This window comes from Ruminococcus flavefaciens, from assembly GCF_900143025.1.
In the GTDB taxonomy this organism is placed as follows: Bacteria; Bacillota; Clostridia; order Oscillospirales; family Ruminococcaceae; genus Ruminococcus; species Ruminococcus flavefaciens_I.
Genome location: NZ_FRCT01000001.1, coordinates 211461 through 225761, shown reverse-complemented (window position 1 = coordinate 225761; position 14301 = coordinate 211461). Strand labels below are relative to the sequence as shown.

Sequence of the window (14301 nt, the reverse complement as noted above, 5' to 3'; positions counted from 1 at the left end):
TCCTCTTTCAGTTATCAGAATACTTATCAATATTTCCTATATCAACTCCGCTCGTTTTTAAATCGCCGATATACTTTTTATTTATCTTTTCACCATTTACCCTCATAACAGGACGCGGATGATCCAGATGAAAAATATCAAGTTCAAGCCTTCTTACTTCGCCATTAAGATAAAGCCTCTGATAGAAATCATTGTCTTCATCTCCCCAGCCCTCATAACGTTCATCTTGTCCGCCGATCTTATAAAACATTTCAGGCTTTGTCGAAATAAGCATACCATAAACTTCATGCATTACCTGAGAATATGAGTTTTCCGCTATTTCAGATATCTTGCCGTTAGTCATAGAAATTATAGCTGAAGATGTTGAAATATCATCAAGATTATATGCACTGCAATACGGAACTGCACTCTGGATTTTTCCATCTTCAAACGCCTTATATATCTCGCTCAACATATTCTTTTCTGCTATGATATCTATATCCCAGAATACATAGATATCTGCATCTTTTATCCTGTTTGCGCCGACATTTCTTCCCCATGCATAGTTATATGTACCGGAATTGTGAACAAAGACGTATTCGTCTACATATTTCTCAAGCTTTTCACGATATTTGTCTTCATTATCCTGATTTACCGCAACGATATATATATTTTCTCTGCCTATTTCCTGTGTTCTTATCGAATACAGTGAAGCGACAAGATTTCTAAGGCGCTCATCGCAATCAATTCTGAAACTCAATATTACAGCGATCTTATGTTTAGAACACTTCTTTGGCTCAAGATCATCATTGCTTTTTAAAAGGAATTCTATTTCGTATTTTTTATCATTTTTACTCGGAAGTGTATGATAATACCTTCCCCGATAAGGAAGTATACGTCCGAATTCAGCAAGAAACATCAATTCGTTATTCAAAAGCTCTATTCCTTTTTCAGTGATCGAATCCCGGATTACGCGGAGTACAGCATTATAAAAATCAATATCTTTATGATCGTCAAGAATACGAAGAAAATCGCTTTCAGTAAGTCTGCATTCCTTTATCAGCAACTCAGTTATCCTCTTGAAAACCTCATGAACTCTGGCTGAAAGTGAAGGACTGATCTTACTTTTTTCATCATAATAAGTCACCGCACACACAAGTGCTTTCTCAATAATGTTTTCTCTTAATTTTCCCATTTTTTAATTACCTTTCGATACACACCGGCTGTTTCCTTCGCCATACGTTCTATCCTAAACAAAGCCGACGCTTTTATAAAAGCATTTTTTTCATATTTTTTTATCATTGCAGGATCAGAAATAAAAGTCTGTATGCATTTTATGAGTCCTGATACATCTTTCGGTTCAAATAAAAGTCCTTCTTTCCGATCCGTAATAATATCAACGATTCCGCCGACCTTCGCAGCTATAACAGGAATATGCATAAATATTGCTTCGACAATTGCAAGTCCGAAACCTTCATCAAGACTCGGCGCGATCATCAAATCAGATGCACTCATATATTCTTTGACCATATCAGGTGATACAGCTCCTGTAAAACTAATTTTATCAGAAATACCATATTCGCAAACAAGATCATCTATCTTTTCCTTATAGCTTGCATCTGTTATCGGACCGACAACATTAAGATGATAATTCACGGGAATATCGCAGTTTACAAGAGCTTTAACAAGATAATACAATCCTTTTGTTTCATATACACGTCCGACGAACAGAATATTCAAAGCATCCTTTTTCCGCAGATCGATCTTGCTTCTGAAACCAGTGAATTCTTCTGCATCTATGCCATGCATAACTTTGTATATACGTGATTCATCATAGCCATATGCTGCTGTCCTATTGAAATAATATGAACTTGGTGCTATGATCGCATCAGGAGCTAAGTTGTCAAATATCAAACCGACACGTCCTCTGCCAAAGCTCTTTAATTCCGGCATATGCTCGTGAATAGTTGCTACAAGAGGCGCTTTCATCTGAATTGAAAGTATCTTCCCTATAATACACGCCTCCATGCTGTTAGCGTGTATTATATCTATTTTTTCATTTTCCAATTCCACCAACTGATCGAACAGTGAAAAATACATTTCACGCCATGTCACAGTTTTATTTGATCTTATCCGCTCAATATCTGCGATCAAAGGTATATAGGATATATTTTTTCTCTTTATTTCAGGAACATTTTCTGTAACACATATTACCCGCCATTCTTCAGCCGGAAGATGCTCAATAAGATTTGAAATATATATTTCAGCTCCTCCGGGATACGGCTTAACATTCGGAGCAAGTACGAGAACTGTTTTCATAATGCTTCAACTTTTCGCAGACACTCAACAGATTCGGTATAAGAGCTTACAGACCCGCACTCATAATGTTTACCATTCATAAGAACTGCTGTCTTTTTCCCGCTTTCTATAAGAGCTTCTGACAAATCGATCTCATTTTTACTGTTCATTTTTAAATCTCCAAGCTTGTCGATAAACGAATTTGGCAAAACATATCTTCCTATAATACCGTGATACAAACGTGCTTTAGGTGCTTTCAGCGGCTTTTCAAGCATATATTCGATATCATAATATCCGTCTGTCATTTTTTCAGCCACAGTTATCCCGTAACGATCAAGTTCATCTTCTCTTATTTCATCAACAAGAATAACAGGTGCATTACATTTATCGAACACCTTTATCATTCGCTCAAGATTCGACTCATTCTCGTGAAGAAAGACATCAGGAAATAAGACGCAGAAATCATCTTTGTCAATGTTCTTTCGTGCCGCTATTATAGCCCCGCCCGAACCGTTTTTTTCGTTTTGATATACAATATCTATAAAAACATTCTTATCTTCATAATCCGAAGTTATTTCCTCAAGATACCGGATAAGCTCTGTTTTCTTTACAGATACAATAACGATTATCTCTTTGATCCCGCTTCTTAAACATTCATCTATTGCATATTGTATAAGAGGCCGTCCATTTATTTCTGCTAATTCCTTTGGCTTTTCTTTTAATAAAGCAGCCATTCTTGTCCCATCACCCGAAGCAGGGATAACCGCCTTCACTTGTTTTCTCCCTTCTGCAAACAATATAACATATTTTTGATCATTTTACTGTGATGTAACATATATTCACTATCAGAAATACACCTGTCAACAAGTGATAATGCTTGTTCAACTCGGTCATAGCTATGCTTTCCTTCTTCAACGATCTCATTGAGGAAATACTTTTTCTTTTCTTTGGTGCCTACTATCTCAACAGTTGTCACAACATCTTTTACATATGTGCGGTATGATACCAAAACAGTCAAAAGCGAATCATTTATCTTGCCTATTCCGATTTCGGAAGTTCCGCATATGCTCTTTATTTTTTCATCAGAATCCTGAATATCCACCATAGGGTGTATATCATTTGAAAACCACTGCATATTGCTTATGCTGCCTATCCTGCTTATAACAGGCATAATAAGATACGGCGCAAGATCAACTCTTACGGCATCTTTTTCTGCAAGCATCCATTTCCTCTGATTTGATATAAAACCACGCCTTGCAGGTCCGCCGCCAATAAACTCACAGTGTATCTCGGCTATATCACCAAATAATCCGCTCCTGATATCTTTTTCGATCTTTTCTTCTTCTGCAATATTCGCAGATACCGGAGCCGAAGAAATTATGCACTTATTTTTTAAAGCACACTCAACAAGTTCTTCCCACTCGTCCTCTGAATCAGCAGGCGTTTTTTCCGAAAAAACATTCCATTTCTTTTCGAGAAGCTCTTTGTTTATTTTCGCGTGAAAGCAAACAGGTGATAAATTAAGTGCAGCACATTTTTTCCCTTCTTCAGCAAATGGGATCTCCGAAACGACCTTCACCTGTGAGCCGAGTGATAAAAGAGCTTCACGCCTGTCATCATTTACTTCACAAACAATGATCTTACAGTCAAGCGAGAGAAGATATGGCAGGTATAATACCTCTGCAATTCTTCCATAACCTACAACAAGTATAGTATCAAACACGTTTCTTCCTCCTTTTATCAAGAAACTGCTTCATCAGGCAAAACGTCAAGAAGTGAACATATCGTCGTTTCACTTCTTTTTTCATAAGGTCTGAACAGCAATACCTTTGCACCTGCTTTCATACCCGCTTCATAATCATTACGAAACGAATCGCCGATATGTAAACATCTTTTTATATCTACATTTATAAGATCAGCAGTATATGTATATATTGCAGGATCAGGTTTGTGAATACCTACCAGCCATGTATCAACGATCTTGTCCACCGTTGATATTCCGCAATCATTTTCACCTTCCGTGCATACATATGCGCCTCTGAGAACATTTTTTGCAAGTCCGTTCTCAGTATTTGTAACAATAACTATTTTTCTGCCTGTCGATTTTATGTATTCAATAAACCTTTTGGTCTCTGTGATTTTTCTTGCTATCCACGGACTAAAAAGCATTATGTTCTGCATTTCTTTTTCTCTTTCTTCATCAAGAGCTGTCTCAGGAATACCGCAGGCGATCGCAAATTCATGTACGAACTGATTATCATCATCTCCCGGAGCCAATCCTGCTCCTGCATGACTTTCGGAAGGATACAACGCCCTGTCTATCATCTCCTCATCTAATTCAAGCTCGGGAAAAAGCGCCTTTATACGAAAAACATCAGGTCTTAACAATACTCCGCCCGCATCAAGAAATACTGCATCTATATTATCCAACATATTATATACCTCTCTTTTCTTCTGCTTCATATGTAAGCTTTATGCCATTATTAAAATCAAACTGCGGTTCCCAGCCAAGCTCAAGCTTAGCTTTTGAATTTGACAGTGCCACACGCTTTACCTCTCCCGGAAGCGGCGCAACGTGTCTTAACGGCGCAGTCCTGCCGCTTGCAATTTTTATCATTTCATATACTTGCGTAACAGAGGTCTCAACACCTGTTCCCAGGTTTATTATGCCATGTCCTTTTTCAAGCGCCATAACAAAAGCTCTCGCTATATCCTTACAATAAACATAATCTCTTGTAACGCTTCCGTCTCCATTGATCCTGCATTCCTCATTATTTATAAATTTATTTGTAAATATGGCTACTACGCCAGACTCACCATAAGGATCCTGCTTTGGACCGTATACATTTCCCAGAGCAAGCGCACAGTAATCCAGACCGAAGTGTTTTTTATACAATTCAAGATAATGTACTGATGTCATCTTTGTAAGTCCATAAAAAGAACAAGCCTTTAGCGGAAGATCTTCTGTGATCGGCAAATTATCCTCCGGAACATCTCCGTATATCGTTCCTCCGCTCGCTGCAAACACTATTTTTTTACAGGATAATTCCCTGCAGCTTTCAAGAATATTTACTAATCCCAATAAATTGGTCTTAACGTCAAGAAACGGATCCTTCTGCGATACCGCCACGCTTGCCTGCGCTGCCAAATGTATAACATAATCAGGACAAATCCGCTTTGCTATTTTTCTGTATTCACAGCTTGTTATATCACAACAGATAACATTAATAAAAGGTAAATATTCAGAAATGTTTTCAAGCTTACCTGAAGAAAAATCATCTATCACATAAACCTCATGTTTCTTTTCAAGCAATTCACCCACCACATGACTGCCTATAAAACCTGCTCCTCCTGTTACTATAACCTTCATATAGCTTTCACCTCTTCAATAAATTCATACTTTTTCAGATCACCAATCAGATCTTCATACCCTCTTGAAAGTTGAAAATCCCCCGAAACCTCAACATTGTTTTCAGAAACTATTGCAGACAGCACTATGCCTGCTGTACCGCGAATATCCTCGCACAAATCAGTGCCTCCGCCATCTATTCTTTTACTGCCATTCCCGTTAATAGTCGCTTTCATTGCTTTGCGGCCGTTTATTATGGTTTCTGATATCTCAATATTGGCAAAATTATTCTTATTATGATAACAATTGATAAACTGTCCTCTTTTTATGAAAACATCATCAGTTATAACACTGACCCCTTTAACCTTTACCGCAAGTATCAACATAGCAAACGGTACCCAGTCACTACTGTATTTGGGCTCAGAACCGGCATTTATAATAGCAGGTCCGAGTTTGTCGTTATTCTTTACAGTTATCCTGCTGCCTTCATCTATAACTTCCAAGCCTATATTTTTCGCAAATTCAATATATCTTGGAATACGTATGACATCATCTGAATACACTGAAAAAGACCTTCCCGCAAGTATAGCCGCACTTAATAAAGTTGCTGCATAAATTCTGTCGCATCTGCATTTGAAAGTGACTTTTTCGTTCATACCGTTATTTATTATAGTAAATGCAGAATGATCGCCTTCGACCTTTATACCACATTCCCTGATACAATCGATCTCATCATCGCACGACTGTTCCTCAGAGCAGTTCCTTATGATACTTGTTCCTGTTGAAGCACAGGCACAGGCATATGCTATGACTGTACCCGTCATAGTGGGATATTCAAAACTTATATCCGCACACTTCTTTTCGCGCCATGTTATCTCTATTGCATCATCGCTATAAATATAAGACGCTCCAAAACGCTTCATTATATCATAATACCAATCAGTCGGACGTTCACCTATATTGCAGCCTTTGGGTTCACCTTTAATGACCAGCTTTTCCGCTCTTGAAAGCAATGCAGGCATAATACAAAAAATATTTCTTGACTGCTTCAGCATCTTTTCTGTTATCACTATTTCAGAAGGTGTCTTTTTTTCTGCAAGAAAAAGCGTATGCCTTTCACGATCAAATATAACTTGTCCGAATATTTCCTTCAGTAATTCGATCATTACTATCGAATCACGAATTACAGGAACATTGGTAAAAAACACCTCATCTGCAAGCGCACCGACCGCTATAGAATGTGCAAACGAATGTTTGCCTCCCGGAACTCTGGCTTCATTAACCGAAATATTACCTTTATACGCACGTATCCACATTTTATATACCTGCCGTAAGAAGATATTCTGCCTTCAAATATCCAAGTTTATATGCAATATCTATCAAATATCTTTCGATAGGATATATAGCGTACTGCATATACTTATTTTCAGACATATCATAAGAGAAATCATTATTTATTCCAAAAACATTCTTTTCCTCATAGCCGCTGCCATATTTGTATCCTGCTCCCTTTGCCAGAGAGAGTTTCTTTCTCTGACAATAGTCGATATCAAGGTATTCCTCAGCCATTTTTCTAAGAGGCATCTTATTATTATCTGCTGTTACGCACTCATCAAATGAATAATTCAATGCGTGCTGCACCATTCTTTTATCAAGAAAAGGTACACGGCATTCAATACTATATGCCATTGCCATACGATCAAGTCTGCGGCAATTGGTTTTATGAAGATCCTGTATCCTTCTGATCCTTTCTTCATTCTTCCCTTCTTTTTCGCAGCCGTAATTATCATAGCCAAAAAACAATTCATCTGCGCCTTCGCCTGTCAGAACCACCTTTATTCCATCATCATGTATCTTTTTGAATAATACATCCATTGGAGCAGAATGGTTTATTACCTGCCACTGCCAGCTTTCCACTATGCCGACTATCTTGGGTATCTTCTCCTTTAATTGCTCACTGCTTTCAGCCTTGACTTCAATAAGCTCTATGTCATGCTTCTTGCAAAGATTTCTTGCAAACAAAAGATCCGGAGAGTCACAAGTGCAAAGAGTATATGCAACAAAATTGCGATTTTTCCTTAAAGCTGCTGCCATGACAAGTGAACTGTCAAGTCCGCCCGATAAAAGTATTGCGTACTTTTCATCAGGTATCCTTTCTTCAACAGCACTTTTGAATATTTCCGAAAGGCTTTCTTTTTCCAGTCCTTTTTCAACGGTAAACCACTTTTCCGACTCGAGTTTTTGGCTTTCAAGATCATAAAAATATACATGACCTGGCTCAACAACATTGATCCTGCTGCATTTATAATCCACAAGTCCTTTTATTTCGCTCGATATCAACAGCTTTCCGTTTTCGGATATGTAATATAAAGGCTTTATGCCAAGATGATCTCTTGCAAACACGATCTGTTTGCTTTTTTTATCAAAGTATATAAAAGCTCCCTCAAAATTTATTTCACTGAGAGTTTTCTTGATCCCATAATTACTTATAAACTCTGCAAGAAATATAGTGTCTCCGGAGTCGGACTCAATAATATTATTGAGTCCGTAATCCGCAGAAAGCTTTCTATAGTTGAATATTTCGGCATTCATTACCAGCATGATCTCATTGTTCTCCGAAACAACAGGCTGTTTATTATTCATTGGCTTGGTTATCGGCAGTCTGTTAGTTCCAAGAAATACACCTGCATCTTCAACGCAATCCATTTCAAACAGCGTTTCTTCATTTCCTCTGAACTTTATTTTATCAAGCATATCTTTTATAAAAGGTATGCCAATTTCTTTTTTGCTATCAAAAGCTCCTACAATTCCGCACATTTTATGCCTCCATCATTTATATAAATGAGCTGCGCCCTCATTTATTTTTCTTTTTAAAATATGGAAAAACACAGATTGAAAATCTTCAGATATTCCATAATCACCATTGCCGAAAATAATACTGTGATCTGACATTTCGGATAATGTAGACTCTCTGGCTACTACCGAAATAACTGTTACGCCCTCCTGCTTGGCTGCTGTAAGCGCATTAACAAGATTATGTGACTCGCCGCTCACACTCAGCAAAACAAGAACATCATCAGAACACATATCTGCCATCTGCATAGAGAAAACATATTCATATCCATAGTCATTTGCAAGCGCCGTTATCCTCGGAATAGATTCGCATAAAGAAATCACTTTTGCTTCTTTATTAAAGTTTTTGCATCTCATTTCGTTATTTATATCACACGCAAAATGATTTGCATTTGCAGCACTTCCACCATTTCCTGCTACAAACAGCCTGTTTCCATTTTTTAACGCATTTAAAATAACATCATACGCCCTCTCCATATCGTCGATAGACAGCATATTCAATTGAGCTGCCATATCATAACAATATTCATTTGTTTCACTTGTTACGTTGTTTACATAGTTCATTGCTAATTTTTCCTCTCTGTTTAGTATTTAGTAGATTTGACCGATTAAAAATTAAAGTACTGTCTCAACCTCCATTCACCATAAGTTTTTTTACTATACATAAATACATAATTCTACTTATGCATATTAAAACTATCGTCCAAAACAGCTGCATAAAAACAGCTGTAAACATTTGCGATGTACTGCCATAACTGTTCTGAAGCATTTGTATCGGAACATTATAAATATACCTGAACGGCAGCATTTCAATGACCGTTCTTATCTTTTCAGGAAAGAAATACAACGGAATAACTGCTCCAGACAAAAATAATACAATAGCTTCTTTTGTTGTCGAAATACCCCATATTGATTCTGTATAGAAAGCTGTTAATCCAATAATAAAATCAATACAAAAATTCAGAAAATACGAGAATATCATTGATATAACAAAGAAAAAAATGTTTCTGCCTAACACTATTCCTGACGGTGATATAATAAGCACAAGTACTAATGTTGGTATAGTAATTGCTATAAAATTATTGATCGAAGCTCCAAGAGCTTCAGAAAGTAATGAGAATTGATAATCTATCGGCTTAATCAGTTTTACAGAAATATTTCCGCTTATCACATCAGGCTGTATCCTCCATTCAAGCCAGACCTGCAAAAAGCTGTATATTCCCATTGCAATTACCACATAAGAAAATGTCTCTGAAAACGTGCTTCCGTTTATGACCTTTTTTTTATCAAAATCATAAACAGCAAGCCACATATAATAATATAAAACTATGCTTATTATATTAGTTAATATCGAAACAAAAAAGTAGACTCTGTAAGACAGGCCTATAAGCATACTGTTCTTTATGTAATATAAATACTTCCTCACAAGCTTTCCCTTTCATATACCTGTTTAAGGATCACTTCCAAACTTACGGCACCAATATTTATATCTCTTATTGTAAATCGTTTTATCAGCGCTTCCACAAGTTCAGATATTTCATATTCCTCAGTATTGACCGCACAAGTGTAATCCTGACCATTATCGGTTGCAAGCTTGGGAATTTTACCGTTTTTTCTGTTCAGTCTTATCAGAATTTCGTTAAGTTCCTTTTCTGTACTGTCATCTGTATCACCGATGCTGAATTCTATATTCTTCGTATTAGAGAAAGTTTTGCAGAATTCATCACTTTTACCATCAAAAAAAAGTTTACCTTTATTTATAAGAACTATTCTTTCGGCAAGGCTCTCAATGTCGCCAATATCATGACTTGTCAGAATGATCGTAGTGTTTCTCACCTGATTCATTTTCTTTATAAGTTCGCGTATCCTGTATTTTATAGATACATCAAGACCTATTGTAGGCTCATCTAAAAAAATTATCTTAGGATCATGAAGCAGACTCGCAGCTATATCGCATAACATTCTCTGTCCAAGTGAAAGGTTTCTTACAGGTTTGTAGTAAAGCTCTTTAAGTCCTAACAACTCCTCAAATATTTTAAGGTTGCCATGATAGACTTCATCAGATATATCATATATTACTTTAAGGAGCTTATAAGACTCTATAACCGGAAGATCCCACCATAATTGAGTGCGCTGTCCCATTACGACACCGATCTCTTTAACATACTTTTTTCTATCTTTAAACGGATCAAAGTCATTTACACGGCATATTCCATCAGTTGGCTTTAAAACACCCGTAAGCATTTTTATAGTCGTTGATTTACCTGCACCGTTCGGACCAAGAAACCCTACTATTTCACCTCGTTTAACATTAAAATTAATATTATCTACAACATCAACACTATTATAATTTCTCGAAATCAAATCCTTAAACGTACCTATTAATCCGTCGCGCCGTTGTAATACTTTATACGTTTTTTTCAAATTTGTTACAGCAATAATATCTTTCATCTCAACTCATTCACTATCTTTCATTTTGGATAATGCAGGTATTATCCTGCCTGACAGTCTATTCAACTCTCTGAAAATGTATTTTTTATATTCCTCAGGATATTTATCAAATAATGGCATCGTATATATTACATCGAAATAATTATCAGTATACGGAAGATAAAACCCGATCAGATTATACACATTAACGATATCATTTCCGGAAAAAGATATATCATTTATTTCATTGTCAGTATTTACGATCACCCCTACATACAAAACTCTTTTATCCCCTTCAAGACATTCTGCAACCGATATTCTACCACCATTTTCTTCCTCTAATTCGGAAAAGTAATTTTTCATATCATAATACAGTCTGTTAGCTCGAATATCTCCCAATCCACCTACCATTTCAACTTCAAGTTCATTGGTTTTTTTCAGAAACAGATAATAATTATTCTGATTTTGCTCGAAATTCTTTCTGCTGTCCCGTTTATGCGGCAAATGAATAGCCCAGATATCCCTGTTGAATTCTATATCTATGCCGGACTTATAAATACGATAAGCCCATTCGATATCTTCTGCGCCCCAACCTGTAAATCCTTCATCAAAGAATAAATTGTTTTTTATAAGTTTTTCACGCGGAACAACAACAAAAGCAGTCCAGCAAAAAGCCCACGGGAGAACTGATGTATCATTTTCAAAACGATAATCTATATTCATTTCAGGACGTTTATCGTTCTGAAGATAATTCTGATAAAATGAATAATCCTTATTCTCATAGTATTCTACAGAAGTACGTTCATCATATCCATACAAAAAACCGATCTGCATACATTCGCTGTTTACATTGTTATAAAAATCCATTATTTTATTCAGAGTATCAACAGGACACAGAATATCCGCATCTATGAATACTATATATTTTCCTCTTGCAAGTGATATACAATTATTTCTTGCTTTACTTATATTCCAGGAAGAATTCGAGAAAAACACTGAAATACTGATATCCGAACTATATTCCTGAATTTTATTATATAGTTCATCAGAATATTCATAGGAACAAACGATTATTTCAACATCATCATTATTAAAATCAAGTTCTGATAAGCTTTTAAGAACATACTTCAGGTTCTCTATTCTGTGATAATTTTGCAATACGATACTTAACAGCTTGTTTTCCATGTATTACCTCCTGTTTTTTAGAAAAAAATAAAAAGTGTACTTCATTTTTTGAACGAAATACACTTTTTATTCCTTTATTTTTAGACACAATAATAATCCTTATACTTTGTAAACTCACAATCAACATCAAAAAAAGCTAAAGATAGAATTAAAATAAAAATATAGTAATTTATTAAAAAGCATATTAAAAAGTTTAGTAGAATATTTAGAAAAATTATTAATTAAAAAGTGCTGAGTATAATAATAGATGTGTAAATGTAACGTTTAAGTAGTGTGAGTTTAAATTAATTATATCAAGAGTCACAATTAATGTCAATAGTTTGTGATCTATCCCTGTATGCCCTGATATATAATTCAATGGCATAAAAAAAGCGGTTATTATACAAATTTCAATTGCTTGAACACTTTCGTCTGCATTTAATATATAAAAATTATATGCAATCGACCTCTAAAATTCTACAATTTATAAATTCTATCTTCAAATTATATTTCCCGTCAATAAACTGTGTTCCTGTTTTTATCTCACCGGTATATCGCAGGCAGTTTCTTCCGCTAATGCTCATTATTTCTTCATTCCCCATAAGCCGTAAGGATCATTTTTCAATTCGTTTTCATACAGCGAGATCACCGGCAATATATCGAAAAACATAGCTTTACAACTGCCAATGTACGCTTCTTTTATGAGCCCTTTTTCGTATGCCATTGCCTGTATTTTATACCATGCTTTTACAGGTGGATGACCTGCTTCGATAAACCATTTATCAGGGTGATAAATGCGATTTATCTCTTCTGTCGGAGCAAACTGTTTATTGATATCCTCTGGAGTTATTCCTTCTACATAGTGCATTGCTGTAAGCTTGTAAATATCAACTCCGAGCATAAGAGCTTTTCCTCCATTGTGAATAGCATAATCAAGTCCGCCGTTCAATGCTTCTCTGCCGTGTTTGCCCCAGCCTGACGTACTTATAGTTTCACGTCCTGTATATGTATCAGGCATCATTCTGAAAGTGTCAGCAACGATACCCATTGCAGTATGTTCTGTATCGGGATCAAGTATCCTGATCTTTACAGTCATTCCCAATTTTTTATCATTTTCTGTTATTTCAAGTTCTCTGCTGAGTCTCAGAGCAGGCATAAAAATACTGCCTTCTTCTGTAACAAGCTTTTTAAGTGTATCAATTACAGTTATTGCTCCGCCTTCAAGTTCACCGAAACTGCTCAGCGAACTGTGTACCTCTAAGGTCATGCCCTTTTTTACCCCTAATTCTGTCAGGGCGTTTTCAAATTGCTGTTTTGTTACCATAATGTCCTCATTTTCGTGATGTTATTCTAATGAAGCTCCGAGTTCATACGCTTTCGGTAGCTCTCCGCATAGCTCGGCGCAAAGGCATACAGCGTTTCGGCACTGCCGTAATAAAAATGCGTCATGGGAGCATTGCGGAAATCTCCGTGTGCAGTTGCAAGGTATATTTCAGGAATATCTCTGCCGTGACACATTATATCATGGGCAATATACATATACTCGGCAGGTATCATGATATCCCTTTTATCAAGTCGATTTATTGCTGCTTTCTCCGTTTCTGTAACGGGAACGCTGCCCGATGAAACAGGTATCAACATTCCCGGCATAGGGATATGACTGCCGCTGTCATTCAGTTCATTGATGTATGTGATAAGATCAAGTATCAGAGCTCCGCCCGATGAAAAGCCGAGAAATACAATGTTTTCAGCCTTATAAAATGTCAGCATTTTCGCATAGCACTCATATATCATCTTCACATTTTCAAGCATATCATGTTCATGGCAGATGGGATAATAGGGAAACCACACATCGGCATTTGTAGTTTCTGCAATCTTTCTCGAAATTCCCACATCTCCCTTATCCGAACCAAGTATCATTCCTCCTCCGAATACAAACAGCACCGCTTTCTTACGCCGTTTCTTTTCAATATCAATTTCAAGGCAGTGATACTTCTCCTGTATCAGATGATCGGTGTAATGTGCCTTGCTGTCATCGGGCATGATGAAATGTCGGCTTTTTGCATTCATTTTTGCCGCTTTCGCAAGGACTTCCTCTTTTGTACCGATAAGACTTTCCCTGAGCTTTGCTGCCTTCACCACTGCTTTTGTCAGCTTATACAGCGGATTATTCAAAGCGTCGGGAGCTTTTACGACCTTATCCTGTTTATCAAATTTCATATGACAAT

Annotated in this window: 14 protein-coding genes; all 14 read right to left on the bottom strand. The window is 36.5% G+C overall.

The annotated features are described in order from the left end of the window. Positions 1 to 7 precede the first annotated feature (7 nt). The 14 genes from BUB28_RS01060 to BUB28_RS00995 all read right to left on the bottom strand — a co-directional run bounded on the left by BUB28_RS01060 (position 8) and on the right by BUB28_RS00995 (position 14293). Positions 8 to 1174 (bottom strand): glycosyltransferase family 2 protein, encoded by a 1167-nt coding sequence (locus BUB28_RS01060; RefSeq protein WP_072947867.1) that lies wholly within the window; start codon positions 1172 to 1174, stop codon positions 8 to 10. Then, positions 1162 to 2298, bottom strand: a complete 1137-nt coding sequence (locus BUB28_RS01055; protein WP_072947865.1) for a glycosyltransferase family 4 protein — start codon at positions 2296 to 2298, stop codon at positions 1162 to 1164. The genes BUB28_RS01060 and BUB28_RS01055 overlap by 13 nt, the downstream gene beginning before the upstream one ends. Further along, positions 2295 to 3050, bottom strand: a complete 756-nt coding sequence (locus BUB28_RS01050; protein ID WP_072947863.1) for a sugar phosphate nucleotidyltransferase — start codon at positions 3048 to 3050, stop codon at positions 2295 to 2297. The genes BUB28_RS01055 and BUB28_RS01050 overlap by 4 nt, the downstream gene beginning before the upstream one ends. Then, the gene (locus BUB28_RS01045) at positions 3047 to 4000 is read right to left on the bottom strand and encodes a Gfo/Idh/MocA family oxidoreductase (RefSeq protein ID WP_072947862.1); all 954 of its coding nucleotides are present in this window, start codon (positions 3998 to 4000) and stop codon (positions 3047 to 3049) included. Before BUB28_RS01045 ends, BUB28_RS01050 begins: the two co-directional genes overlap by 4 nt. A 17-nt stretch (positions 4001 to 4017) precedes the next feature. Continuing rightward, entirely contained in the window at positions 4018 to 4740 is a 723-nt protein-coding gene (locus tag BUB28_RS01040; protein ID WP_081373329.1) for an HAD family hydrolase, read from the bottom strand. Beyond that, positions 4712 to 5647, bottom strand: coding sequence for an NAD-dependent epimerase/dehydratase family protein (locus BUB28_RS01035; protein WP_072947858.1), 936 nt, complete (start codon positions 5645 to 5647; stop codon positions 4712 to 4714). The genes BUB28_RS01040 and BUB28_RS01035 overlap by 29 nt, the downstream gene beginning before the upstream one ends. Then, positions 5644 to 6942 (bottom strand): hypothetical protein, encoded by a 1299-nt coding sequence (locus BUB28_RS01030; protein ID WP_072947857.1) that lies wholly within the window; start codon positions 6940 to 6942, stop codon positions 5644 to 5646. Before BUB28_RS01030 ends, BUB28_RS01035 begins: the two co-directional genes overlap by 4 nt. A gap of 1 nt (position 6943) precedes the next feature. Continuing rightward, positions 6944 to 8443, bottom strand: a complete 1500-nt coding sequence (locus tag BUB28_RS01025) for an asparagine synthetase B family protein (RefSeq protein WP_072947855.1) — start codon at positions 8441 to 8443, stop codon at positions 6944 to 6946. Positions 8444 to 8455: 12 nt separating this feature from the next. After that, complete coding sequence (locus BUB28_RS01020; RefSeq protein WP_072947853.1) at positions 8456 to 9043, bottom strand: SIS domain-containing protein; 588 nt, start codon at positions 9041 to 9043, stop codon at positions 8456 to 8458. Positions 9044 to 9107: 64 nt separating this feature from the next. Continuing rightward, positions 9108 to 9872: an ABC transporter permease gene (locus tag BUB28_RS01015; RefSeq protein WP_072947851.1), complete on the bottom strand. Its 765-nt coding sequence runs from the start codon at positions 9870 to 9872 to the stop codon at positions 9108 to 9110. Between the two features lie 29 nt (positions 9873 to 9901). After that, on the bottom strand, positions 9902 to 10930 hold the full coding sequence (locus BUB28_RS01010) for an ABC transporter ATP-binding protein (RefSeq protein ID WP_072947850.1): 1029 nt from the start codon (positions 10928 to 10930) through the stop codon (positions 9902 to 9904). A 6-nt stretch (positions 10931 to 10936) separates the two neighbouring features. Then, positions 10937 to 12094 (bottom strand): glycosyltransferase family 2 protein, encoded by a 1158-nt coding sequence (locus BUB28_RS01005; protein ID WP_072947848.1) that lies wholly within the window; start codon positions 12092 to 12094, stop codon positions 10937 to 10939. A gap of 562 nt (positions 12095 to 12656) precedes the next feature. After that, positions 12657 to 13397: an AAC(3) family N-acetyltransferase gene (locus tag BUB28_RS01000; RefSeq protein ID WP_072947846.1), complete on the bottom strand. Its 741-nt coding sequence runs from the start codon at positions 13395 to 13397 to the stop codon at positions 12657 to 12659. Positions 13398 to 13423: 26 nt separating this feature from the next. Continuing rightward, on the bottom strand, positions 13424 to 14293 hold the full coding sequence (locus tag BUB28_RS00995) for an alpha/beta hydrolase fold domain-containing protein (protein WP_081373328.1): 870 nt from the start codon (positions 14291 to 14293) through the stop codon (positions 13424 to 13426). Positions 14294 to 14301 lie beyond the last annotated feature (8 nt).